The 23,377-nt window shown below is 70.5% G+C and carries 18 protein-coding genes; 8 read left to right on the top strand and 10 right to left on the bottom strand.

Annotation, left to right across the window (positions count from 1 at the left end):
- Nucleotides 1–59: 59 nt before the first annotated feature.
- From lplAB to MTE01_RS13945, 3 genes are all read left to right on the top strand, one after another.
- Nucleotides 60–1,109: a lipoate-protein ligase LplAB gene (gene lplAB / locus MTE01_RS13955; protein WP_103208378.1), complete on the top strand. Its 1,050-nt coding sequence runs from the start codon at nucleotides 60–62 to the stop codon at nucleotides 1,107–1,109.
- Nucleotides 1,106–2,059, top strand: coding sequence for a DNA-methyltransferase (locus tag MTE01_RS13950; protein WP_246078315.1), 954 nt, complete (start codon nucleotides 1,106–1,108; stop codon nucleotides 2,057–2,059). The genes lplAB and MTE01_RS13950 overlap by 4 nt, the downstream gene beginning before the upstream one ends.
- A 154-nt stretch (nucleotides 2,060–2,213) precedes the next feature.
- Complete coding sequence (locus MTE01_RS13945) at nucleotides 2,214–3,197, top strand: LLM class F420-dependent oxidoreductase (RefSeq protein WP_141378095.1); 984 nt, start codon at nucleotides 2,214–2,216, stop codon at nucleotides 3,195–3,197.
- 250 nt (nucleotides 3,198–3,447) lie between these two features.
- Here the strand turns inward: MTE01_RS13945 and MTE01_RS13940 are convergent, their stop codons facing one another.
- The 3 genes from MTE01_RS13940 to galT form a co-directional block, all read right to left on the bottom strand.
- On the bottom strand, nucleotides 3,448–4,908 hold the full coding sequence (locus tag MTE01_RS13940; RefSeq protein WP_141378094.1) for a carboxylesterase/lipase family protein: 1,461 nt from the start codon (nucleotides 4,906–4,908) through the stop codon (nucleotides 3,448–3,450).
- A 253-nt stretch (nucleotides 4,909–5,161) separates the two neighbouring features.
- A complete protein-coding gene (galK, locus tag MTE01_RS13935; protein ID WP_103208384.1) occupies nucleotides 5,162–6,325 on the bottom strand; it encodes a galactokinase in 1,164 nt (387 codons plus the stop codon).
- Nucleotides 6,322–7,413: a galactose-1-phosphate uridylyltransferase gene (gene galT / locus MTE01_RS13930; RefSeq protein WP_246078317.1), complete on the bottom strand. Its 1,092-nt coding sequence runs from the start codon at nucleotides 7,411–7,413 to the stop codon at nucleotides 6,322–6,324. The genes galK and galT overlap by 4 nt, the downstream gene beginning before the upstream one ends.
- 146 nt (nucleotides 7,414–7,559) lie before the next feature.
- Between galT and MTE01_RS13925 the strand changes: the two genes are divergently transcribed.
- Complete coding sequence (locus tag MTE01_RS13925; protein ID WP_170210712.1) at nucleotides 7,560–8,513, top strand: LacI family DNA-binding transcriptional regulator; 954 nt, start codon at nucleotides 7,560–7,562, stop codon at nucleotides 8,511–8,513.
- Nucleotides 8,510–8,761, top strand: coding sequence for a CGNR zinc finger domain-containing protein (locus tag MTE01_RS13920; protein WP_141378093.1), 252 nt, complete (start codon nucleotides 8,510–8,512; stop codon nucleotides 8,759–8,761). Before MTE01_RS13925 ends, MTE01_RS13920 begins: the two co-directional genes overlap by 4 nt.
- Before the next feature lie 13 nt (nucleotides 8,762–8,774).
- On the opposite strand, the gene MTE01_RS13915 is transcribed toward MTE01_RS13920, so the two are convergent.
- The 7 genes from MTE01_RS13915 to MTE01_RS13885 form a co-directional block, all read right to left on the bottom strand.
- On the bottom strand, nucleotides 8,775–9,215 hold the full coding sequence (locus tag MTE01_RS13915; RefSeq protein ID WP_103208398.1) for a cupin domain-containing protein: 441 nt from the start codon (nucleotides 9,213–9,215) through the stop codon (nucleotides 8,775–8,777).
- Nucleotides 9,212–9,781, bottom strand: coding sequence for a pyridoxamine 5'-phosphate oxidase family protein (locus MTE01_RS13910; protein WP_141378092.1), 570 nt, complete (start codon nucleotides 9,779–9,781; stop codon nucleotides 9,212–9,214). Before MTE01_RS13910 ends, MTE01_RS13915 begins: the two co-directional genes overlap by 4 nt.
- Nucleotides 9,782–9,974: 193 nt before the next feature.
- Nucleotides 9,975–11,696, bottom strand: coding sequence for a glycoside hydrolase family 35 protein (locus tag MTE01_RS13905; protein WP_141378091.1), 1,722 nt, complete (start codon nucleotides 11,694–11,696; stop codon nucleotides 9,975–9,977).
- Nucleotides 11,697–11,709: 13 nt separating this feature from the next.
- Nucleotides 11,710–13,230, bottom strand: a complete 1,521-nt coding sequence (locus MTE01_RS13900) for an alpha-N-arabinofuranosidase (protein WP_141378090.1) — start codon at nucleotides 13,228–13,230, stop codon at nucleotides 11,710–11,712.
- Nucleotides 13,231–13,304: 74 nt separating this feature from the next.
- Nucleotides 13,305–14,645, bottom strand: coding sequence for an ABC transporter substrate-binding protein (locus MTE01_RS13895; protein ID WP_103208619.1), 1,341 nt, complete (start codon nucleotides 14,643–14,645; stop codon nucleotides 13,305–13,307).
- Between the two features lie 143 nt (nucleotides 14,646–14,788).
- Nucleotides 14,789–15,724: a carbohydrate ABC transporter permease gene (locus tag MTE01_RS13890; RefSeq protein WP_371861627.1), complete on the bottom strand. Its 936-nt coding sequence runs from the start codon at nucleotides 15,722–15,724 to the stop codon at nucleotides 14,789–14,791.
- Complete coding sequence (locus MTE01_RS13885; RefSeq protein WP_056224355.1) at nucleotides 15,721–16,644, bottom strand: carbohydrate ABC transporter permease; 924 nt, start codon at nucleotides 16,642–16,644, stop codon at nucleotides 15,721–15,723. Before MTE01_RS13885 ends, MTE01_RS13890 begins: the two co-directional genes overlap by 4 nt.
- Nucleotides 16,645–16,755: 111 nt before the next feature.
- Here MTE01_RS13885 and MTE01_RS13880 point away from each other — a divergent pair, with 111 nt between their 5' ends.
- The 3 genes from MTE01_RS13880 to MTE01_RS13870 all read left to right on the top strand — a co-directional run bounded on the left by MTE01_RS13880 (nucleotide 16,756) and on the right by MTE01_RS13870 (nucleotide 23,070).
- A complete protein-coding gene (locus MTE01_RS13880; protein ID WP_170210711.1) occupies nucleotides 16,756–17,802 on the top strand; it encodes a LacI family DNA-binding transcriptional regulator in 1,047 nt (348 codons plus the stop codon).
- A gap of 180 nt (nucleotides 17,803–17,982) precedes the next feature.
- Nucleotides 17,983–21,843, top strand: coding sequence for a glycoside hydrolase (locus MTE01_RS13875; RefSeq protein ID WP_246078314.1), 3,861 nt, complete (start codon nucleotides 17,983–17,985; stop codon nucleotides 21,841–21,843).
- 180 nt (nucleotides 21,844–22,023) lie between these two features.
- Nucleotides 22,024–23,070, top strand: coding sequence for an NAD(P)-dependent alcohol dehydrogenase (locus tag MTE01_RS13870; RefSeq protein WP_141378089.1), 1,047 nt, complete (start codon nucleotides 22,024–22,026; stop codon nucleotides 23,068–23,070).
- Nucleotides 23,071–23,377 lie beyond the last annotated feature (307 nt).

Genomic DNA, 23,377 nt, shown 5'->3' with positions numbered 1-23,377 from the left:
CGCGCTCCGCGCCGTCTTGGGCCGCCGCGTGTGCGGCCGCACCGCCGTAGGCTGGAGCCATGCACGGCGAGTACAAGGTCCCCGGGGGAAAACTGGTCGTCGTCGACCTCGAAGAGCGCGAGGGCCGTATCCACGGCTTCCACCTCGCGGGCGACTTCTTCCTCGAGCCCGACGACGCCCTCGACGACATCGACGCGGCCGTCAACGGTCTTCCGGTCGAGTCCGACGTCCCCACGATCGCCGCGGCGATCCGCGCGGCCCTTCCCGAGGGGGCGCAGCTTCTCGGCTTCACGCCCGAATCGGTGGCGACCGCGATCCGCCGCGCGCTGGTGACCGCTCCCGGCTGGGCCGACTTCGAGTGGGAGGTCGTGCACGACGAGCCCGTCTCGCCCCGCATGAACCTCGCCCTCGACGAGGTGCTCACCACCCGCGTGGGCGCGGGGCTGCGCAAGCCCACCCTGCGCCTCTGGGAGTGGGACGAGAGCGCCGTCGTCATCGGCTCGTTCCAGTCGCTGCGCAACGAGGTCGACCCGGCGGGCGCCGAGAAGCACGGCTTCGACATCGTCCGCCGTATCTCGGGCGGTGGCGCGATGATGATGGCGGCCAACTCGATCGTGACCTACTCGCTGTACGTCCCGGCATCCCTCGTCGCCGGTATGACCTTCGCCGACTCGTACGCGTTCCTCGACGACTGGGTGCTCCAGGCGCTGCGCTCGCTCGGCATCGACGCGGTGTACCAGCCGCTCAACGACATCGCGGGTCCCCACGGCAAGATCGGCGGCGCCGCCCAGAAGCGCCTCGCCAACGGCGGGGTGCTGCACCACGCGACCCTCAGCTACGACATGGACGGCCAGGTGCTCACCGAGGTGCTGCGCATCGGCCGCGAGAAGCTCAGCGATAAGGGCACCGTGTCGGCCGCCAAGCGCGTCGACCCGCTGCGCAGCCAGACCGGTCTTCCCCGGGCCGAGGTCATCGAGCGCTTCATCCAGACCTTCACCACGCTGTACGGGGCGACCCCGGGGCACATCAGCGACGAGGAGTACGCCGAGGCCCAGGCGCTCGTCGACTCGAAGTTCGCCACCGACGCGTGGCTGCAGCGCGTCCCGTGAGCGCCGAGATCCCCGCCGACGCGCCCGCTCCGGGCGGCGTCGAGATCCACCACGCCGACAACCTCAGCGTCACCCCGAACTATCCCGATGGGTCGTTCGCGCTCGTCTACCTCGATCCGCCCTTCAACACCGGGCGCACGCGTTCGAAGGCCGTCGAGTCGGCGACGCGCCGAGCATCGGTGGAGGAGGCCCCGGATGCCGCCCCGCCCGAGGCCGCGGCATCCCTCGACGATCCGAACATGCTCGAGTTCCCCGAAGAGGAGCCGCCCCCGCCCCCGGTGGTCCAGCGCGGCTTCCACGGGCGCGAGTACGCGCGCCTGCGCGGCGATCTGCGTACCTACGACGACCGTTTCGACGACTACTGGGGCTTCCTCGAGCCGCGGCTCGTCGAGGCGTGGCGCCTGCTCGCCGACGACGGCACCCTCTACCTGCACCTGGACTACCGCGAGGTCCACTACGCCAAGGTCATGTGCGATGCACTGTTCGGGCGCGACAAGTTCCTCAACGAGCTGATCTGGGCGTACGACTACGGCGCCAAGACGAAGCGTCGCTGGCCCACCAAGCACGAGACGATCCTGGTGTACGTCAAGAACCCCGCGAAGTACTTCTTCGACTCGGACGCCGTGGACCGCGAGCCGTACATGGCCCCGGGTCTCGTCACCGCCGAGAAGGCCGCGCGCGGCAAGATGCCCACCGACGTGTGGTGGCACACGATCGTGCCGACCACCGGTCGCGAGAAGACGGGGTACCCGACGCAGAAGCCCGAGGGCGTCCTGCGCCGCATGGTGCAGGCGTCCTCGCGCCCCGGCGATCGCGTCCTCGACATGTTCGCCGGCAGTGGCACGCTCGGCGCCGTCGCCGCCCCCCTGGGCCGGCACTCGGTGCTCATCGACGACAACGCCGATGCCGTGGCCGTGATGCGAGGGCGCCTGGAGCCGTTCGCCGGCTGAGCCGTCTTCGGCGTCGCTGTCGTCGGCCGGCCCGGCTGCCTCCGCGCGCATCGCGCCGCACCGCGTCAGGGCGCGCGCCGCGCATCGTGCCCCACCCCGGGCGGGTTCCGCACGAACGGCCCGCGATGCCGGCGCCCCCGCCTAGGGTGAGCCCATGGACTTCGGCATCTTCGTTCCGCAGGGCTGGCGCTTCGACCTCGTGGGGATCGACCCCGCGGAGCACTGGCGGGTGATGAACTCCCTCGCCCAGAGCGCCGACGACGGTCCGTGGGCCTCGCTGTGGGTGTACGACCACTTCCACACCACGCCGGTTCCCAGCACGGAGGCCACCCACGAGGCGTGGACGCTCATGGCTGCCTTCGCCGCCGCGACCGACCGCGTCCGCCTCGGCCAGATGTGCACGTGCATGGGCTACCGCAACCCCGCGTACCTCGCCAAGGTCGCGGCCACGGTCGACGCGATCTCGGGCGGCCGCGCCGAAATGGGCATCGGCGGCGGCTGGTATGAGCACGAGTGGAAGGCCTACGGCTATGGCTTCCCGCCCATCGCGGAGCGTCTCGGGCGACTGCGCGAGGGAGTCGAGATCATGCACCAGGCCTGGACCACCGGCGAGGCGACCCTGTCGGGGAAGTACTACGAGGTCGACGGCGCGATCGTGCAGCCGAAGCCCCTTCAGCCCGGCGGCATCCCGCTCTGGATCGCCGGCGGCGGCGAGAAGGTCACGCTCAAGATCGCGGCGAAGTACGCCTCGTACACGAACTTCGGCGGCTCGCTCGAGGAGTTCGACCACAAGTCCGAGGTGCTGCGCGGGCACTGCGAGACCCTCGGTCGCGACGCGTCGGAGATCACCCGCTCGACGAACTTCAACACGATCGTCGCCGAGACCGAGGCCGAGGCATCCGACCGTCTGGCCGCCGTCGTCGCGCGGCTGCGCCCGCACGTGGGCGACGAGCGGGCGGATGCCATCGAGGCCGATTACCGCTCGTCCGACGCTTTCGGCACGCCCGCGCAGATCGTCGAGCGCCTGCGCGAGCGCGCGGATCACGGCCTCGGCTACGCGATCCACTACTTCCCCGAGGCTGCCTACGACACCTCCGGCATCTCGCTCTTCGAGCGCGAGGTCATTCCGCACCTCTGACCCTCCGGCGCCCCGCGCGGCCCCGGCGGGCCGATCAAATGCGGGTCGGCGCACCGGAATCGGGCTGCCGCAGCGTGCCCGGATCCACGGGCGTGCGGCATCACGGATGCAGGCCGACGCACCGGAATCGGATCACCGCACCGAAATCGGATCCACGGGCGTGTGGCATCCGATTCTGCTGCGTTTATCCGATTCCCGTGCGCCCCGCGCGCCCGCGCGCGGACCGCGCAGACCAGCGCCCGCGCAGCGTTCAGACCAGCGGAGCGACCTCGGCGTAGGCGTCGGTCTCCACGGCGGTGGCGGATGCCGGGGCATCGAACACGCGCGCGCGCCGTGCCGTGGCATCCCAGGTCGGCCACCCCGGGTCTCGGTCTCGCGCGAACGACACGGCTGCGCCGTGCATCTGCGCGGCCAGGTCGGCCGGAGGGGTGCCCGCGATCGTGGCGACCCCGTCGGCGTCGAGGTGGTCGAACCAGAACGGCACGTCGAGGCAGTGGCACGCGACGCCGATGGACGGCACGGGCGACGCCCAGGCGAAGCGATACAGCCAGGTCTGAGCCGCGCCCCGCACCCGGGCCGTCTTCAGCACGGTCGAGCGGATGACGCGGTCGGTGAAGAACCCGCCCAGCACGGCTACCGCTCCGCGCCGGCGGGTGCGGTCGAGGTAGGCCCGTCGTCGCGTGCGCCGAAGGCCGAGCACCGCCAGGGCGAGCGGCACGGGGACGAGGCGAAGGACCCCGGCGAAACGGGCGGTGAGAGCCGTGAACTCGTCGTCGGTCGATCCGATCACGAGCGGGACGTCGGACGAGGCGCTGTCCGAAAGAGCGTCGAGCGGATGCCGCGGCAGCACGTCTCCGTCGACGACCGGTCCGAGCGGCAGACCGTCGTCGAGCAGGGTCGCGAGCGACGAGCGCGCACGGACCAGGTGCGGCGCGAGGGCGCTCCTCTGCGCCGCGACGATGCGCTCTTCGGGCACGGAGGCGAAGCCCGCGCGGTCGGCGCGGACGCCCGCACGGGCGGCGACACGAGCGGCGAACGCCCCCGCGGCCTGCCGCGAGACGGCACCGATCGCCGGCGAGACGGCCATCGCCGCGGAGAAGAGTCCGGATGCCATCGGGCTCGTCATCAGCGCGAGCACCGACCCGCCGCCCGCCGACTGCCCGGCCACGGTCACCCGGGCGGGGTCGCCACCGAACGCGCGGATCTCGTCGCGCACCCACTCGAGGGCGGCGATCTGGTCGCGCAGGCCCCGGTTGGCGGGGGCGCCGTCGATGAGGCCGAAGCCGTCGAATCCGATCCGGTACGAGATCACCACGGTGATGATCCCGTCCCGCGCGAACGCATCGCCGTCGTACCAGCGACTGGCGGGGGAGCCCGAGGTGAAGCCGCCGCCGTGGATCCACACGAGCACCGGGAGGTCGGCATCCGGGGCTGCATCCGCGGGAGCGAAGACGTTGACGTTCAGGGTCGCGTCTCCTGGCACGCTCGGCTCCGGGATGAGCGTGATGCCCGCGTCGCCCCGTTGCGCGGTCGGCCCGTAGGCCGTGGCGTCTCGCTCGCCTCCCCAGGGCTCGAGCGGGACCGGAGCCGCGAAGCGCAGCGCCCCGATGGGCGGCCGGGCGAACGGGATGCCGAGGAAGACGGCGGTGGCGCCGCGCCGAAACCCGCGGACGTCACCCTTCGACGTGTGCGCGAGCGGAGCGGCATCCATGCCCTCATCCTGCCCTCGCGAAGCGGCGATGTCCCGCCCGTGCGGCACGCGTCGCGCGAAGTCGCGGCCGGCGGCACCTCGACCCACGCATAAACGCGATCGGCGCGCAGAAACGCGAGCAGAGCGCGTTTATACGTGTGGATCGCGTTTATGCGTGGGAAGCGAGCGGGGCGGGCCCGTTGCGGGGCGAGCTGGGCAAGCCCGTCGCGGGTCGCGCGCGGTCGCCGACGTCGCGGCCGAAACCGCCGGAGGGTCAGACGTCGCGGCGCGCGCCCGCCGACGGGGTCACCGTGAAGATGTTTGGAGCGCGGAAGCCGGATGCCGCGAACGCGGCGCGAAGGGCTGCCGTCGCCGCCGGGACGAGTCCGGTGGGAATCAGGGCGATCGCCGCCCCGCCGAAGCCGCCGCCGGTCATACGTGCCCCCAGGGCGCCGTTCGACAGCGCCGTGTCGACGGCCAGATCGAGCTCGGGGACCGAGATCTCGAAGTCGTCGCGCATCGAGGCGTGCGAGGCGACGAGCAGGTCGCCGATCGCGGACGGGCCGTCGGCGTCGAGGGCGGCGACCGTGTCGAGCACGCGCTGGTTCTCGGTGATCACGTGGCGCACGCGGCGGAAGGTGACGTCGTCGAGGATCTGCTCGGCGCGCGGGAGGTCGTCGACGGTGAGGTCGCGCAGCGACGAGACGCCGAAGGCTGCGGCTCCACGCTCGCATGCGTCGCGGCGTTCGCGGTATCCGCCGGTGGAATGCGCGTGCTCGACCAGCGTGTCGGTGACGAGGATCGACAGGCCGGCGTCGGCGAAGCCGAGGGGCACCGCACGCGTGTCGAGCGATCGGCAGTCGAGGAAGGTGGCCGCATCCGCGACGCCCAGCATCGAGGCCATCTGGTCCATGATCCCGGTCGGGGCGCCCACGGCGTCGTTCTCGGCGACGCGGCCGACGCGGGCGAGGGCGACCTTGTCGAGACCGGCGTTCCATACGTCGTTGAGGGCGGATGCCACGGCCCCCTCGATCGCGGCCGACGACGACAGTCCCGCGCCCACCGGCACATCCGAGGCCAGAGCGATGTCGACGCCCCGGGTCTCGGCATCCGGAGCCGCCTGGCGCAACGCCCACGCGACACCCAGGGGGTAGCCCGCCCAGTCGAGGCCGCCGGCGGCGATCGCCGCGTCGAGCCCGGCGAGCGAGACCTCCACGGCGTCGGGGGAGAAGGTCGAGCGCACACGGATCACGTCGTCGTCGCGCAGGGCGACGGCGGCCGCGGTGCGCTGGGCGATCGCGAAGGGGAAGACGAAGCCCTCGTTGTAGTCGGTGTGCTCGCCGATGAGGTTGGCGCGACCGGGGGCCGACCACACCCCCACGATCGGGGCATCCGTCAGCGAGGTGAGCAGGGCGCGGGCGTCGTCGACGGCGGTCATGCCGTCACCTCCGGAACGGTGTCGATGGCGGCGCGCAGGCGTTCGGCCTGCGACTCGGGGGTCACGTCGCCGATCCAGGCGCCCATGGCGGCCTCGGATCCGGCGAGGTACTTCAGCTTGTCGGCGGCGCGACGCGGAGACGTGATCTGCAGGTTGAGGCGCACGGCCTCGCGTCCGCGGCCGACCGGCGCCTGGTGCCAGGCGGCGATGTAGGGGGTGGGGGTGTCGTACAGGGCGTCGATCCCCCGCAGGAGGCGCAGGTAGAACGGGGCGAGCTCGTCGCGCTCGGCGTCGGTCGTCTCAGCGAGGTCGGCGACGTGACGGTGCGGCAGCACGTGCACCTCGATGGGCCAGCGGGCGGCGAAGGGCACGTACGCCGTCCAGTGCTCTCCGCGCAGCACGACGCGTTCGCCGGCCTGCTCGAAGGCGAGGATGCGGGCGAACAGGTCGTCGGAGGTGCGCGAGATCGTGTCGAGCAGGCGGTGGGTGCGCGGGGTCACGTACGGGTAGGCGTAGATCTGCCCGTGCGGGTGGGGGAGGGTGACCCCGATCTCCTGTCCGCGGTTCTCGAAGGGGAACACCTGACGGATGCCGGGCAGAACCGACAGCGCCGCGGTCCGGTCGGCCCACGCTTCGATGACGGTGCGGGCGCGCGTCCGCGAGAGCGAGCCGAACGATCCCTCGTGCTGGGGACTGAAGCACACGACCTCGCAACGGCCCACCGAGGTGCGGGTGCGGCCGAGGCCCAGGTGTTCGAGGTCGTCGTCGCTGCGGGGCGGGTCGACGGCCGCGGGGGCATCGCCGACCGCGGCGTCGAGGGCGGGCCCGAACGAGGGCGACTTGTTCTCGAAGACGGCGACGTCGTAGAGCGAGGGGATCTCGGACGGGTTGCTCGGGGTCTGCGGCGAGAGCGGGTCGAGGTGCGCGGGCGGCAGGAACGCGCGGTTCTGCCGATTGGATGCCACGGTGATCCAGTCGCCGGTCAGCACGTCCTGCCGCATGGTGGCGGTGGCGGGGCGGGGGTCGAGGGTGCGGGCGTCGACCGAGCGGTCGGCGCCGAGCGTCGTGCCGGGGTCGTCGAAGTACATCAGCTCGCGGCCGTCGGCCAGGCGCGTCGAGCGTTTGACGACGCCGGCGCCCAGCGGCTGGGCGGTGGGACTGTCCGTGTTCACGATAACACGCTACATCTGGCGCGTGATATCGTCAACATGGAGGGGGCGTGATGCGCGTATCCATGGCCGATGTGGCCGCTGAGGCCGGGGTCTCGGCGCAGACGGTGTCGCGCGTGGCGAACGGCAGCCCGCGCGTCGATCCCGCCACCCGAGCCCGGGTCGAGAGGGCCATGGCCGATCTCGGCTACCGCATGCACCGGGCCGCGCGTGCTCTGCGCACGGGGCAGACCTCCACCATCGGACTCGTCGTGTCGACCCTCGCCTCGGTCGGAAACTCCCGCATGCTGCAGGCCATCTCCGAGGCCGCCGCCGCTCGCGACTACGCCCTGGCCGTGGTCACGGTCGGAGAACGCGGCATCCACGAGGCTTTCGCCCGACTCCGCTCCCAGGGCGTCGACGGTGCCGTCGTGCTGAACGAAGCGACCGAGCTCGCGCGCGACGCCGAACCCCCCGCCGACCTGCATCTCGTCGTCGTGGACTCTCCGCCCGACGAACGCTTCTCGATCGTGCAGACCGACCACGCCGGGGGAGCCCGCGCCGCCACCGCGCACCTGCTCTCGCTCGGCCACGCGACCGTTCATCACGTCGCCGGCCCCGCCCGCTCCTTCGCCGCGGCCGAGCGCGAGCGCGGCTGGCGCGACGCCCTCGCCGGCGCCGGCGCCGCGATCGTCGAACCCGTTCGGGGCGACTGGACCTCGGCATCCGGTCATCGTGCGGCCGCGGGGCTCGACGCCGCCACCGCCGTCTTCGTCGCCAACGACCAGATGGCGCTCGGCGTTCTGCGGGCTTTCGCCGACGGGGGTCGGGGTATCCCCTCCGACGTCGCCGTTGTGGGCTTCGACGACATCGTGGATGCCGCGGAGTTCCGGCCTCCGTTGAGCACTGTGCGCCAGGACTTCGACGCCCTCGGCGGCCGCGCGGTGGCCGCTCTGGTCGCGGCGATCGAGGGGGGAGCCCCCGTCGTCGAAACGGTGCCCGCGGCCCTCGTGGTGCGTGCGAGCAGCGGGAGCAGGTGACGCAACGGGCCGGTGATCGGTGGCGCTGGCATCCGCCCGCCGATCTGACCGGTCCGCGCGCGGCGATCGCCCTTCTCGCTCACGACCTGCTGACCTCGGACCTGCGCGCGGCGCGGCAGTGCGGCGACGACGCGTGCGGCTGGGTGTACCTCGACACCTCCCCCCGGCACAACCGCATCTGGTGCACCGCCGCCGGCTGCGGCAACCGCAACCGCGTCAAGCGCCACCACGCGAGATCGCGCGTCTGAGGCGAGACCGCCGTCAGGCCACGTCACCCCACGGCATCGGCCGTTCGGGATCGCGAGAACTGTCGTCGGGCAGGGGCGGAAGAGCCTCGCCGCCCGCGCGGATGCAGAGCCACCGCAGCTCGCCCTCCCCGTCCGGGGTCGCGCGCCAGGTGCGCCAGACGTTCTGCCCGACCCGCACGACGCTGCCGGGACCGACGTCGATCACGTCGTCGTCGAGGCCCATCTGGCCGCGCCCCTCGAGGAAGACGTACAGTTCCTCGACCCGGGTGTGCGTGTGCCAATAGCCGGCCTCTTCTCCGGGCAGCAGGGCGTTCGCCGTCATCCCGATGAACTGCATGGTCAGCTCGTGGTCGACGACGCGCCGCCCGTCGCGGGAGCGCGCCGGGGCGAACCCCCCGAAGTGGTCGCGCCAGTCGTCCAGCCCGCCGATCTCGGTGACCTCGTAGTCGCTCATCGGTTCTCGCTCTCGTTCGCGGGTTCGGTCAGCTGCCAGCCCTCGGCGGTGCGCCGGTAGATCGTGCGCAGGTGCCGGCGGTCGGGGGAGCCGTGCCAGAACTCGACCCGGTCGGGGACGAGTCGCCAGAGCACCCACCCGCCCGGCTCGATCCCGTCGCGGGCGGCGGCGGACCGGGCGGCGAGGTCGGCCGCGCTCTCTTCGGCCGAGGCTTCGACCACTCGCCCGCGCACGCGCACGGCTCGCAGGACCGCCGGCCACCAGAAGTTCAGCGCCGCGGCGGGTCGGGCCGCGAGTTGCTCACCCTTGGCGGAGGCGCGCGGACCTGCGAAGGCCCACCCCTCCGGCCCCAGGTCCTTGAGGATCAGCGTGCGGGCGTCCGGGATTCCGTCGGCGTCGACCGTCGCGAGGGTGGCGCCGTGTGCTTCGACGACGCCGGCGTCGACGGCCTGGCGCAGCCACCGCTCGAACAGCGCCTCGGGTGCGTCGGGGAGCGGCTCGGCATCCCGGTCGGGGGGAGTCCCCGTCAGCGAGGGGAGCGACCGGAGCCAGGGAGCCATCGTCATGCCCCCATCCTGCTCCTCCCGGGCACGCGCCTCGCCCGTGTGAGGCGCCAAGAATCGTCGCTTCCGGCGCTCGGGAAGCGACAAAGACGGGTGCCTCACGCGCGGGCACCCGGGCGGGAGGGATGCCACGAGAACAGGCCGATCCGCGCGGAATCGGCCTGTTCTCGGCGCACGCGCCCGTGCTCGTGACGGACTACTCCTCGAGCTGCCCCAGGGACGGCTCGGCGACGAAGCGGGCGACGGCCTCGACCGCGTGCTCCAGTTCGAGGACGACGATCTCGTTCGCTCCCGCGCGCGTCGCGGGACCCGGGACGTACAGGGTGTTCTGCGGCACGTTGTTCCAGTACCGGCCGAGGAAGAAACCGTTGACGAAGGCGAAGCCCTTGCCCCACGACGTGGTGTCGAGGAACAGATCGGCGGACGCGTCCAGGTCGAAAGAACCGCGCAGCAGCACGCGGCCCACCGAACCGGCTCCCGTTCCTTCCGCGGCTTCCAGGGCGACGGGCGTCGCCGTCCAGCCCGTGAGCGGCTCGCCGTTCAGGGTGACGGGTCCGAACAGGCCCTTGGCCTCGCCGAGGCGGTCGGCGTAGTTCACGCGGCCCTGGTCCTCGACGAGGACCGTGAGCCGAGCGCCCGCGGGGATCGTGAGGGCGCGCTCGTGCAGCGTCCGCGAGAGCCGACCCACGGGAGTGTCGTCCACGTGCACCCATGCCAGATCCCGCACCTCGGCGAACACGAGCGCCGCAGGACCCGCGAACGCGGGCAGCTCCACGTCGTACCGCACGAGCGGGCCGAGGTGCGCGATCTGCTCGAAACTCGGCGGATCGTCGGCGATCGCGACGGGGGTGGGGGCCGGCATCCAGTCGCCCTCGCCCGACAGCGCCACCTCGAAGGCGGGCGCCTCCGGGCGGGGCGCGGGCACGAGCTCGGGAACGGGGGCGTACTTGGCGATCACCTCGCGGAACGCGTGGAACTTCGCCGTCGGGTGCCCCGACTCGTCGATCGGCGCGTCGTAGTCGTACGAGGTGACGATCGGGTCGAACCGGCCCTTGTCGTTGGCCCCGTTCGTCGTGCCGAAGTTCGTGCCGCCGTGCACCATGTAGATGTTCACCGAGGCGCCGGCGGCGAGCAGCACGTCGAGGTCGTGGGCGGATGCCGCGGGGTCGGTCGTGTGGTGGATGCTGCCCCACCAGTCGAACCAGCCGTCCCAGAACTCGCTGCACATGAGCGGGCCGGTGGGCTGATGCTCGCGGAGGGTAGCGAGGCGCTCCTCGGACCGCGATCCGAACGACCCGGTGAGGTGCAGCCCCGGCAGGCTTCCGGCCTCGAGCATCCACGGCATCGGCTGGTCGACGGTGGTCAGCGGTACCGTGATGCCGGCGTCCTCGGTCACGCGCACGAGCTCGCGCAGATAGGTCTTGTCGGAGCCGTAGGCGCCGTACTCGTTCTCGATCTGCACGAGCACCACATTGCCGCCACGATCGATCTGGCGGGGTGCCACGATCTCGTAGACCCGGCGCAGGTACTCCGACACCGCGTCGATGAACTGCGGTTCCGAACGCCGGATGCCGATGCCCGGCGTCGAGGTCAGCCACACCGGCAACCCGCCGTTGTGCCATTCCGCGCAGATGTACGGGCCCGGGCGCACGATCGCGTGCAGGCCTTCGTCGGCGATCAGGTCGAGGAAGCGTCCGAGGTCGTTCCACCCCGTGGCATCCCACTCCCCGCGAACGGGCTCGTGGGCGTTCCACGCCACGTAGGTCTCGATGGTGTTGAGCCCCATGGCCTTGGCGGTGCGGATGCGGTCGACCCAATGGTCGGGGTGGATGCGGAAGTAGTGCAGCGTTCCGGAGATGACCTGGTGGGGCTTCCCGTCGAGCAGGAAGTCGGTCTCGCCGATGGAAAAAGTCGTCACGATGTCTTTCGGGTCAGTCGATGAGGCGAGCGGTCAGACGCACCCAGGCGAGGGCGGGGAGGGTGAAACGCAGGATGCCGTCGTCGCCCACCTTCACGGGCAGGTCGAGGGGAGCGACGGGCTCGCCGTCGGCGGAGTTGGTGGTGTGGCGGTCCCCGCCCTCGGGGATCGTGATCACCAGGGCCTCGACGTCGGCGACGCGGCCGAGGTCGAGCTCGACCGGGGTCGGGGCCTCGAGGTCGCGGTGCGCGAAGAACACCGAGACCGTGTCGCCGTCGATCGTGGCGATCGAGTCCACGGCGTCGACCGGTCCGTGGCGCGGGGTGTCGATCGTGCCGCCGTCGACGCTCGGGACGACCACACGACCGGATGCCGCCGTGGCGGTGAGGGCGAAGGGGTGGAAGATCGTCTGTCTCCAGGCCGTGCCGCCGTCGGGCTCGGTGCGAATGGGGGCGATGACGTTCACGAGCTGTGCGAGGTTCGCCATCGACACGCGGTCGGAGCGGCGGAGCAGCGTGATCAGGAGCGAGCCGACGACGACGGCATCGGTGACGGTGTAGTCGTCTTCGATGAGGCGCGGCGCGATCGGCCAGTCGCCCGTGAACACGCGCGGCTTGTCGACCTCGTTCCAGCGGGTCTGGTTCCAGACGTTCCACTCGTCGACGCTGATGCCGATCGGGCGGCCGTCGGGAGTCGTCGCCCCGACCTCGTCGATGATGTCGGCGACCTCGCCGATGTAGCGGTCGAGGGCGACGCCGCTGGCGAGGAAGCTGGCGGGGTCGGCGGGGTCTTCTTCGTAGTACGCGTGGACCGAGATGTGATCGATCAGTCCCGCGGTGTGACGCAGCACGGTGCGCTCCCACTCGCCGAAGGTCGGCATCTCGTGGTTCGAGCTTCCCGCGGCCACGAGCTCGACCGTCGGGTCGATGAAGCGCATCATGCGCGCGGTCTCGGCGGACAGACGGCCGTACTCGTCAGCGGTCTTGTGGCCGATCTGCCAGGGGCCGTCCATCTCGTTGCCCAGGCACCACAGGCGGATGCCGAAAGGGTCTTCGCGGCCGTTGTCGCGGCGGCGGTCGCTCAGGGCGGTGCCCGAGGGGTGGTTGGCGTACTCGAGCAGGTCGGCGGCCTCGGCCACGCCGCGCGTACCCAGGTTCACCGCCTCCATGACCTCGAGGCCCGCGGCATCCGCCCACTCGGCGAACTCGTGCAGGCCCACCTGATTGGTCTCGGTGCTGTGCCACGCGGCATCCAGCCGAACCGGACGCTCCTCGCGCGGGCCCACGCCGTCCTCCCAGCGGTAGCCCGACACGAAGTTGCCGCCGGGGTAGCGCACGACGGTGGCGCCCAGCTCGCGCACGAGCTCGAGCACGTCGGCGCGGAAGCCCTGGCCGTCGGCGGTGTCGTGCCCGGGGGAGTGGATGCCGTCGTACACGCAACGGCCCATGTGCTCGACGAACGAGCCGAACAGGCGGCGGGGGACGTCGGCTCCGACGGCGGTGCGGTCCACGACGATGCGGGTGGGGGAGGTCATTCGGGTCTCTCCTGGCGAGGGAAGGGAAGGGGCGGGCCGCATGCGTGCACGCGGACCCGCCCCCGGGGAACTGCTTACTTGTTGACCGAGAAGCCCTGGTCGTTGCCGTACTGGACGAGCTGGTCCTGCCACGCGGTGAGGCCCGCGTTCAGGTCGCTCTTCTTCGAGTAGGCCTGGCCCACGGTGTCGCCGTAGATGCTGTTGGCGTACACCTGGAAGGGCAGGTAGCTCCACCCCTCGCGCACCTCGCTCGAGGCCTGCGTGAGCACCTGGTTGATCTGCTGGCCGCCGAAGTAGTCCGACTTCTTGTCGACGAAGGCGGGGTCGCTCAGCTGCGCGGTGGTCGAGGGGAAGCCACCCGACTCGGCGAAGATCTTCAGGCTCTCGTCGTCGTTGTTGAGCCACTTGAGGAAACCGGCCGCGAGCGCGGGGTTCTTGCTCTGCTTGGTCACGGCCTGGCCGCCGCCGCCGTTCTCCGCCGTCACGGCCTTGCCGTCGTAGGTCGGGATGGGGGCCACGGCCCACTTGCCCGAGCCGTCCTTCACCGAGGACTCCAGGACGCCGGGCATCCACGCGCCGATGACGAGAGAGGCGATCGAACCGTCACCGAGGCCCTTGAACCACTCGTCGCTCCAGCTGGGGGTGTTGGAGATCAGGCCGCCTTCGATGAGACGGTTCCAGTTGTCGGCGAACTTCTTCGAGCCCTCGTCCTGCAGGTCGATGGTGACGTCGGTGCCCGAGGTCTTGAAGGGCGTGCCGCCGGCCTGCCAGATCATGCTGGTGGTGAAGCCGGAGTCGCCGTTGTCGGCGGTGATGTACTTCGTCGGGTCGGCGGCGTGCAGCTTCTCGGCCGCCGCGACGTACTCGTCCCACGTGGTGGGGACGGCGATGCCGTACTGGTCGAAGACCGACTTGTTGTAGAAGAGGGCCATGGGGCCCGAGTCCTGCGGCAGGCCGTACAGCTTGCCGTCGAAGTTGACCGAGCCCCACGGGCCGGTCGCGTAGTCGTCCTTGAGGTCGGCGAAGCCGTACGACGACAGGTCGACCAGCGAGTCCGAGAGCGCGAACTGCGGGAAGGCGTAGTACTCGATCTGCACGACGTCGGGAGCGCCGGAGCCCGCCTTGATGGCGTTCTGGAGCTTGGTGTACTCCTCGGTGTTGGTGCCCGCGTTGACGTAGTTGACCTTGACCTTGGGGTACTTCGCCTCGAAGGCCTTGACCTGGGCCTCGGCCGAGGGGGTCCAGGACCAGTACGTGATCTCGCCACCGGCCTCGAGGGCCTTCTCGATGTCGTCGGCCGATCCGCCGGCGGCGCCGCCGGCGTTACCGCCCGAGCACGCGGTCAGGGCGCCCACCGTCAGGGCGGTGGCGGCGACGGCGAAGACGGCCCGCCGAGCGGCGGTGCTCTTGCGCATGAATGTCATCGGTTCCTTCACTTCGTTGTTGTGGAGTCGGGGCGGGAGCCCCGGGGTGTTGTGGTTTCCGGGGCAGGACGCTCCGGTGGTGCGGTGTTGCGGGTTTCCGGGGCGATGCCCCGGTCAGGGGGAGCTCGGGTGGATCACTCCTTGACGCTGCCGGCGGTCAGACCCGACTGCCAGAAGCGCTGGAGCAGCAGGAACGCGGCGACGATCGGGACGATCGAGAGCAGCGATCCGGTGATCACGAGGTTGTAGATGGGCTGCGCGGCGACACCGGTCGCCTGCGCGTTCCACTGGTTGAGGCCGACGGTGAGCGGGTACCACGCGGGGTCGCTCAGCATGATCAGCGGGAGGAAGTAGTTGTTCCAGGTCGCCACCACCGCGAACAGCAGCACCGTGACGATGCCGGGCGTGAGCAGGCGGATCGAGATGGTGAAGAAGGTGCGGAATTCTCCGGCCCCGTCCATGCGGGCGGCCTCGAGCAGCTCGGTGGGGATGGCGTCGGTCGCGTAGACCCAGATCAGGTAGAGGCCGAACGGGCTGATGAGCGACGGGATGATGATCGCCCAGGGGGTGTTCGTGATCCCGAGCTGGCTGAACAGCAGGAAGGTCGGCACGGCGAGGGCGGTACCGGGGACGGCGATCGCACCGAGCACCACGGCGAACACCGCCTTGCGGCCGCGGAAGTTGTACTTCGCCAGGCCGTAGCCCGCGAGCGTTGCGAGGAGCGTCGCCCCGCCGGCGCCGACGACGACGTAGAGCAGCGTGTTGCCGAGCCAGCGCAGGAAGATCCCGTCGCGGTAGGTCAGGGTCTGCGCGATGTTGTCGAACAGCGCGAAGCTGTTGCCCGGCCCGAGGCCGAAGGTGCTGAACAGGTCGGGCTGGGTCTTGGTGGCGTTGATGACCAGCCACGCGAGGGGCACGAGCGTGTATAGCAGGTACAGCGCCATCACGATGGTGAGGACGACCGATTTCTTGCTGTGCGTGGGCGAGGTGCGCGCGAAGCGGCGGCGGGCGCCCTGTCGCTCGGTGGTCACGGCGACGGTGTCGGTACGGGGTGCGGTCGCGGTGGTCATCGCGCCTCCTGACGGGAGCCGCGCAGCTGCACGACGTAAGCGATGACGGCGGTGATGACGCCCATGATGATGGCGATCGTGGCCGCGTAGTTGTACTGCTGGCCGGCGAACGAGAGGTTGTACGCGTACATGTTCGGCGTGAAGAACGTCGAGATCACGTTGGGTGCGAGCGGCTTGAGGATGTTCGGCTCGTTGAAGAGCTGGAAGCTGCCGATGATCGAGAAGATGGTCGCGATGACGACCGCGCCGCGGACGGCGGGGATCTTGATCGAGAAGATCGTGCGCCAGGCGCCCGCTCCGTCGATGGATGCCGCTTCGTACAGCTCGTTGGGGATGGTCTTCAACGAGGAGTAGAAGATCAGCATGTTGTAGCCGACGAACTGCCACGTGACGATGTTGCCGATCGACAGCAGCATCCATTCGGGCAGGAAGGGCTGCACGAACTGTCCGCCCAACAGGTCGTTGAGGTTGCGCGTCAGGCCGAACTGGTCGCCGTAGATGTAGCCCCACATCAGCACGGCCACGACGGCGGGCACCGCGTAGGGGAGGAAGATCACCATGCGGTAGAAACCGGCCGCGTGAAGCCGTGCGCTGTCGATCGCGAGGGCGGCGCCGAGGGCCAGCAGCAGCATGATCGGCACCTGTACGACGAGGAAGATCAGGACGCGCCCGAAGCCGTCCCAGAACTTCGCGTCGCCGAAGGCCGCGATGTAGTTGTCGAGACCGACGAAGGCGTTGCCGCCGATGAGCTGGTCGCGGAACAGGCTCAGGTAGACCGAGTACGCCAGCGGCGCCAGGAACACGAGGGCGAAGACGAGGGCGAACGGGGCGACGAACAGCCAGCCGCGGTCTTCGATTCGGGAGCGCCGCTTGCGCTGGGGGGTGCGCAGGGCGGGCGGGGGTGCCGCAGTGGTCGTCATCGTCCGGTGCCTCTTCGTTGGTGCGCATCTCGGTCGGGTTGGCCGAGATGTTGACGTAAACATAACTCGGCCCCGCTAGTGTGTCAACGTCAACATCCCGAGGGGGCACGCATGAGCGAGACGACGACGACGTCGACCGCGATTCCGACGCGCGAGCGTCGACGCGAGGTGTCGATGGCCGACGTGGCCGCGGCCGCGGGGGTGTCGGGACAGACCGTCTCCCGCGTCGCCAACGGCCGCGCGAACGTCGACCCCGACACTCGACAGCGAGTGCTCGACGCGATGTCCACGCTGGGGTACCGCCCGAACAGTGCCGCTCGGGCGCTGCGGTCGGGACGTTTCCGCAGCATCGGCGTCATCATGTTCTCGCTGAGTTCGTACGGCAACACGCGCACGCTCGACGCGTTGGCGTCGATGGCCGCGGCATCCGGGTACTCCATCACCCTCATCACGGTCCAATCCGCCTCGCAGTCCGACGTGTCGGGTGCCTTCCTCCGCCTGCACGAGCACGCGGTCGACGGCATCGTGATCCTGATCGAGACCCACCGTCTCGGTGAGAACGAGCTCTCGCTGCCCACCGGGCTGCCGGTCGTGGTCGTCGATTCGAGTGCCGACTACCCCTACGCGGTCGTCGACAACGACCAGGCTCAGGGCGCCCGCCTGGCGACCGAGCACCTGCTCGACCTCGGCCACGAGACCGTGTGGCACGTCTCGGGTCCGCCCGAGTCGTTCGCCGCGGAACGTCGCCGCGACGCATGGCGTTCGGCCCTCGAGGATCGCGGATGCCGTGTGCCCGAGGTGCAGATCGGTGACTGGACGGCCGACTCGGGGCATCGGATCGGACAGGCGCTCGCGAAGGACCCCGCCGTCACTGCCGTCTTCGCCGCCAACGACCAGATGGCGCTCGGCGTGATCCGCGCCCTGCACGAGGCGGGACGGGTCGTGCCGCGAGATGTCAGCGTGGTCGGCTTCGACGACATGCCCGAGGCGGCGAACTTCTGGCCGCCGCTGACGACGGTGCGGCAGCGATTCGAGCGCGTCGGCGAAGAGGCGATGAGCGCTCTGATCGCCGACATCGAGGGCGACGGCGGCGAGCACGCCCGCACCCTCGTCCCCACCTCGTTGGTGGTGCGCGCCAGCTCGGGTCGGCGTTCCTGACCGGCGGAGCGCCGTTCCCGGCGAGCCGCGCATCCCGTTCGGGGCAACCGTTGCGGTGATCCATAGCGTTCCCTTAGGCTCGGTGTTGACGTCAACATGTTGACGTCAACACCCCCCCACCTGAGGTCGCACCGTTGCGGCCGGATCGGAATGACGATGAAGTCAGCTCGACTGTTGTCGATGACCTGTGCCGTGGCGCTGGCCGCCGGCGCGATCACCGCCACGGCCGCCGTGGCACCCCCGTCCGCCGAGGCGGCCGCCGCCGCTCCCGTGCGCATCACCCCCAACCCCGCCACCGCCTCCGAGAAGCCGTTCGAGGGCTGGGGCACGAGCCTGGTGTGGTTCGCCAACGCGACCGGCAACTACCCCGCCGACGTGCGCCAGAAGCTGTTCGACGCCGTCTTCGGCGACGACGGGCTCAATCTCAACATCGCGCGCTACAACATCGGCGGCGGCAACGCCTCGGACGTCCCGTCGTACCTCCGCCCCGGTGGCGCGGTACCCGGTTTCTGGAATCCGGAGCTGAACGCGACCGACGCGGACGGGGCGATCACCTCGAACTACGCCGATCGCGCGCGCTACAAGGCGGCCTGGAACCCCGATGACCCCGACGCCTACGACTTCACGAAGGATTCCGCCCAGCGCTGGTGGCTCGACGCCCTCAAGGACAAGGTCACCCACTGGGAGGCCTTCAGCAACTCCCCGCCCTATTTCCTCACGCAGAGCGGCTACGCCTCGGGCGGCATCAACAACGCCACGAGCGAGCAGCTCGCGACCGAAGACATGGACAAATTCGCCGGGTATCTCACGGCCGTCGTCGACGAGCTCGAGAAGGAGCACGGCATCCGGTTCGACACGATCGATCCGTTCAACGAGCCGAACACCAACTATTGGCAGACGCAGATTCCGAACGGCGCCACTTGGCCGACCGGCGGGCGCCAGGAGGGCGCCCACATCGGACCCCAGGCGCAGGATGCCATGGTCAAGGCGCTCGCCGCCCGGCTCGCGCAGCCGAGCACGACGACCGACGCCGTCATCTCGGCGATGGACGAGACCAACCCCGGCATCTTCGCGACCAACTGGAACGCGTGGTCGGCGCAGTCCAAGAGCCTCGTCGATCAGCTGAACGTGCACACCTACGGCACCGACGGCCGTCAGGTCGTGCGCGACATCGCCAAGGCGGCGGACAAGCCGCTGTGGATGAGCGAAGTCGAGGGCAACTGGACCGCCCAGAACAAGGGCTTCGTCACCGACGACATCGACAACGGTCTCGGCATGGCCCAGCACATCGTGGGCGACCTGCGCGAGCTCGAGCCCGACGCCTGGGTGTTCTGGCAGCCCGTGGAAGACCTCTACAACATGCAGAAGGTCGAGAAGCTCAACTGGGGCAGCGTCTTCATCGACTTCGACTGCAACGCGCAGGGGCAATCCGAGCGTCGTCTGAAGGACGGCGACGCCGACCCCTCGTGCCAGGTGCTGACGAACGAGAAGTTCAACACCGTGCGCAACTTCACGCACTACATCGCCCCCGGTGACCACCTCATGGCGACCGACAACGCGCAGTCGACCGCCGCGATCGACGCCGACGGCCAGGGTGCGACGATCGTCCACGTCAACGCCGAGGCGACCGAGCGCACCGTGCAGATCGACCTGCGCGACTTCGGCACCGTCGCCCCCGGTGCGACCGTGACCCCGATCGTCACGACGCAGTCGACGGCGGATGCGCCGTCGGTCAACGCGCTGAAGAAGGGTCAGCCGGTCGCCGTCGACGCGGCATCCAAGACCGCCACGCTCACCATCCCGGCCAAGTCGGTCGTGACGTTCGAGATCGACGGCGTCTCGGGGGTCTCTGCCGACGCCGCCGCGTTCCGCAACGGTCAGACGGTGCAGCTGACGGGTCTGCAGAGCGGCCTCGCCCTCGACGGCGCCTCGACGCTCGCCGTGCGCACCCTCGCCACCACCCCCGACGCTGCCCGCGCCCAGTCGTGGACGATTCGCACGATCGATGGTGAGGGCACGAACCGTCACCGGTTCACGCTGCAGAACGGGACGGGGAAGTTCCTCGCCTCGAGCGGCACGGGCACGGCTCTCGTGGATGCCGACCCGGCTGCGGCCGCGACCGATCCGGCATTGCAGTGGATGGCGTCGACGACCGACGGGACGTACTTCTCCCTGTTGAACGTTGCGAGCGAACGCGTGCTCGACGTCAACGGGGCGAGCACCACCCCCGGTGCCTCCGTGGGACTGTGGACCTCCAACGGCGGCGGAAACCAGCAGTGGCGCATCGCCGGGACCTCGGTCATCGGGGCCGAGCCGGTGTCGGTTTCGACGGGCGTGGGCGTGAGCCCCACCCTGCCCGGTACCGTCACCCTGCGCTACGCCGGACGTACCCTGCGCAGTGCCGCGGTGAGCTGGCAGACCGACGGCGTGGACTTCTCGCGCCTGGGCACCGTCCAGGTGCGCGGGACCGGCACCGACCTGTTCGGTAACGCCTTCGAGGCCACGGCCACGGTCGAGGTGGGCCCGTACACCGCCACCCGGCCGGCATCCGTCACCGTTCCCGCCGGCAGTGCGCTCGACGTGGTGCGGAGCCAGGCCGACGGCAGCGTGCAGGCCGAGCTCAGCCCCTCGGGCTCCGGCTTCTGGGTTCCGGTCCAGTGGAGCTGGGACGGGCTCACCGACGCATCCTTCGCTCAGACGGGGACCGTCGAGGTGACGGGCATCGCAACCGGGCCCAGCGGCGAGAGGCTCGACGCGCGCCTGACGGTCATCGTCACCGCGGCGTCGGAGCGCAACGTCGCCCCGCAGAGCCAGCCGTCGGCGACCTTCACCGAGAGCTCGCAGTACGGCGTCGCGAACACCATCAACGGCAGTTCGACCGACAAGGGCTGGTCGAACTGGCGCTCGGGCACGAAGAACGAGCAGGACACGCTGAGCTACGCGCTGAAGCAGCGCGAGACCCTCACGCACGTCGCCGTGCAGTTCTACCGCGACGGCAACACGATGAGCTGGCCCGCGACGATGCGTGTGGACCGTCGCGTGAGCGGCGGGGAGTGGATCCAGGGCGATCTGGTGACCGTGCCCACCCCCTCGAGCGGTGCGCCGAAGGTCGATGTGCCGGTCACCGGCGCTGCCGACGAGGTCCGCGTGGTCATGAACGCCCGTTCGCAGACGCACATGATCGTGTCCGAGGTCGAGATCTTCGCGGCGGCTCCGGCTCCCGCGGGGATCGCCGATCTCGCCCGTCTCACCGTGGGCGACCGGTCGGTCGAGGGCTTCGCGCCCGACGTGCTCGAGTACACCGCCTCGTCCACGGGGGCGGCTTGGCCGACCCTGCACGCCCTGGCCGTCGATGAGGACGCGAGCGTCGTCATCACCCAGCCCGGTGCGTCCGCGGCGAACGACACCGCGCGCGCGGCAGCCCTCGCGACGGCGGGCAACGTCGGAACCGTGCAGGTCACCGCTCCCGACGGAACGTCGCGCATCTACTCGGTGACCGTGAACCGGGCTGTCGGCGTCACGAGCGTCACGGTGACGGGCGAGCCCCGCGTGGGGTCCACCCTGAGGGCAGCGGTCGTGACCGACCCGGCCGACGCGACCGCGGCCTACGTGTGGATGCGTGACGGCGTCGCCATCGACGGCGCCACCGCCGACACCTACGGGCTGACCGCGGCCGACGAGGGGCGTCAGATCACGGTCGAGGCGACCGCGAGCGCCGCCGGCTTCGCGACGGGCACCGCCCGATCGGCGGCGGTCGTCCCCACGGCAGCGGTGTCCGACCCGGGGACGGGCGGCGGAACGGACGGCGGATCGGGAACCCCGGGCGCGGGTTCCGGCTCCACCGGACCGGGTGCCGGGGCAGGCAACGGCTCGCCGGCGGGCTCCGCGAACACCGGTGCGGGCTCTGCGGCGAACGGCCGTGACCTGGCCACTACCGGTCAGAACACCGAAGGCGTGCTCGTCCTGAGCATCGGCGGGCTCGTCCTGCTCCTGCTCGGAGCCGGCGCGGTCGTGCTGCGACGTCGCCGCTCTCGCGTGTGACTCTTTGAAACCGAAGGCCGTGTCGGTCGCCTCCCCGCGACCGCCACGGCCTTCGGCGTTGCCGAGGGACCGGGGTGCCGGCATCCCTTCCCCTTCGCGCACATCCGTGCAACCCCGAGCCCTGCGGCCCCGACCCGGGGGAGGATGGATGCATCCGCATCGACCCCTCTGAGGAGAACCATGCACGTCAACGCCTACGCGGCGTCGTCCGCGACCTCGCCCCTCGAGCCCACGACCATCGAGCGTCGTGACGTCGGCCCGAAGGACGTCCTCATCGACATCGCCTACGCCGGCATCTGCCACTCCGACATCCACACCATCCGCGGCGAATGGGGTGACGTGCCCTACCCCCTGACCGTCGGCCACGAGATCGTCGGCACGGTCGCCGAGGTCGGCGCAGACGTCACCAGCCACAAGGTCGGCGACCGCGTCGGCGTGGGCTGCATGGTCAACTCCTGCCGCGAGTGCGAGAACTGCCTCGCCGGGGAGGAGCAGTACTGCGAGAAGGGCAACATCGGCACCTACGGCGCCAAGGACGTCGACGGAACGATCACCCAGGGCGGCTACAGCGAGAAGATCGTCGTCGACGAGCACTTCGTGCTGCGCGTTCCCGAGTCGATCCCCTACGAGAAGGCCGCGCCGCTGCTGTGCGCCGGCATCACGACCTACTCGCCCCTGAACCACTGGAACGCCGGCCCCGGCAAGAAGGTCGCCGTCGTCGGCCTCGGCGGTCTCGGCCACATGGCCGTCAAGATCGCCCACGCCATGGGCGCCGAGGTCACCGTGCTCTCGCAGACGCTGAGCAAGAAGGACGACGGCCTGAAGATGGGCGCCGACCACTACTACGCGACGAAGGACGAAGAGACCTTCGAGACGCTCAAGAAGAGCTTCGACCTCATCATCAACACCGTCAGCGCCCCGCTCGACCTCAAGCAGTACCTGGGCCTGCTCGCCCTCAACGGCACGATGGTCAACGTCGGCGCCCCGCCGGAGCCGCTGCCCATCCAGGTCTTCACGCTGTTCACCAACCGTCGTTCCTTCGCGGGTTCGTCGATCGGCGGCATCCGCGAGACCCAGGAGATGCTCGACTTCTGCGCCGAGAACGGCATCGCGCCCGAGACCGAGCTCATCTCGGCCGACCAGATCAACGAGGCCTACGAGCGCGTGCTGAAGAGCGACGTGCGCTACCGCTTCGTGATCGACGCGAAGACCTTCGCTCCCGCCTGATCCTCGCCCGCTGAGGTCCGGATCATCCCGGATGCCACGGCCCCGACGTTCCCCGAACGCCGGGGCCGTGGTGTTCCCGCGACCGCCGTGGTGTTCCCGCGCCCGCCGTGGTGTTCCCGCGACCGCCGGGGCGGCTCCCGGCGGTCGTCGCGTCGGTCCCGCGATCCTGTGGTCGGGCGCCACCGACGCATAAACGCGATCCGCGCGCATAAACGCGTGTTCCTCGTGTTCATGCGCGCGGATGCCGTTTATGCGTGCACCGGCCACCCCAGCACGCCCCGAAGCCGCGGGACCCCGCCCCTCGACC

Source organism: Microbacterium testaceum, from assembly GCF_006539145.1.
Classification (GTDB): Bacteria; Actinomycetota; Actinomycetes; order Actinomycetales; family Microbacteriaceae; genus Microbacterium; species Microbacterium testaceum.
The sequence above is the reverse complement of the archived record's forward strand: the minus strand, read 5'-3'. Positions and strand labels throughout refer to the sequence as shown.

Excerpts from the sequence above, each read along its gene's own strand:
- galK (WP_103208384.1), bottom strand. The coding sequence starts at position 6,325 with ATGACCGCCGTCGACGACGCCCGCGCCCTGCTCACCTCGCTGACGGAT.
- MTE01_RS13870 (WP_141378089.1), top strand. The coding sequence starts at position 22,024 with ATGCACGTCAACGCCTACGCGGCGTCGTCCGCGACCTCGCCCCTCGAG.
- MTE01_RS13875 (WP_246078314.1), top strand. The coding sequence starts at position 17,983 with ATGACCTGTGCCGTGGCGCTGGCCGCCGGCGCGATCACCGCCACGGCC.
- lplAB (WP_103208378.1), top strand. The coding sequence starts at position 60 with ATGCACGGCGAGTACAAGGTCCCCGGGGGAAAACTGGTCGTCGTCGAC.
- MTE01_RS13925 (WP_170210712.1), top strand. The coding sequence starts at position 7,560 with ATGGCCGATGTGGCCGCTGAGGCCGGGGTCTCGGCGCAGACGGTGTCG.
- MTE01_RS13890 (WP_371861627.1), bottom strand. The coding sequence starts at position 15,724 with ATGACCACCGCGACCGCACCCCGTACCGACACCGTCGCCGTGACCACC.
- galT (WP_246078317.1), bottom strand. The coding sequence starts at position 7,413 with ATGTACTTCGACGACCCCGGCACGACGCTCGGCGCCGACCGCTCGGTC.
- MTE01_RS13880 (WP_170210711.1), top strand. The coding sequence starts at position 16,756 with ATGAGCGAGACGACGACGACGTCGACCGCGATTCCGACGCGCGAGCGT.
- MTE01_RS13910 (WP_141378092.1), bottom strand. The coding sequence starts at position 9,781 with ATGACGATGGCTCCCTGGCTCCGGTCGCTCCCCTCGCTGACGGGGACT.
- MTE01_RS13945 (WP_141378095.1), top strand. The coding sequence starts at position 2,214 with ATGGACTTCGGCATCTTCGTTCCGCAGGGCTGGCGCTTCGACCTCGTG.
- MTE01_RS13940 (WP_141378094.1), bottom strand. The coding sequence starts at position 4,908 with ATGGATGCCGCTCCGCTCGCGCACACGTCGAAGGGTGACGTCCGCGGG.
- MTE01_RS13895 (WP_103208619.1), bottom strand. The coding sequence starts at position 14,645 with ATGCGCAAGAGCACCGCCGCTCGGCGGGCCGTCTTCGCCGTCGCCGCC.
- MTE01_RS13900 (WP_141378090.1), bottom strand. The coding sequence starts at position 13,230 with ATGACCTCCCCCACCCGCATCGTCGTGGACCGCACCGCCGTCGGAGCC.
- MTE01_RS13885 (WP_056224355.1), bottom strand. The coding sequence starts at position 16,644 with ATGACGACCACTGCGGCACCCCCGCCCGCCCTGCGCACCCCCCAGCGC.
- MTE01_RS13915 (WP_103208398.1), bottom strand. The coding sequence starts at position 9,215 with ATGAGCGACTACGAGGTCACCGAGATCGGCGGGCTGGACGACTGGCGC.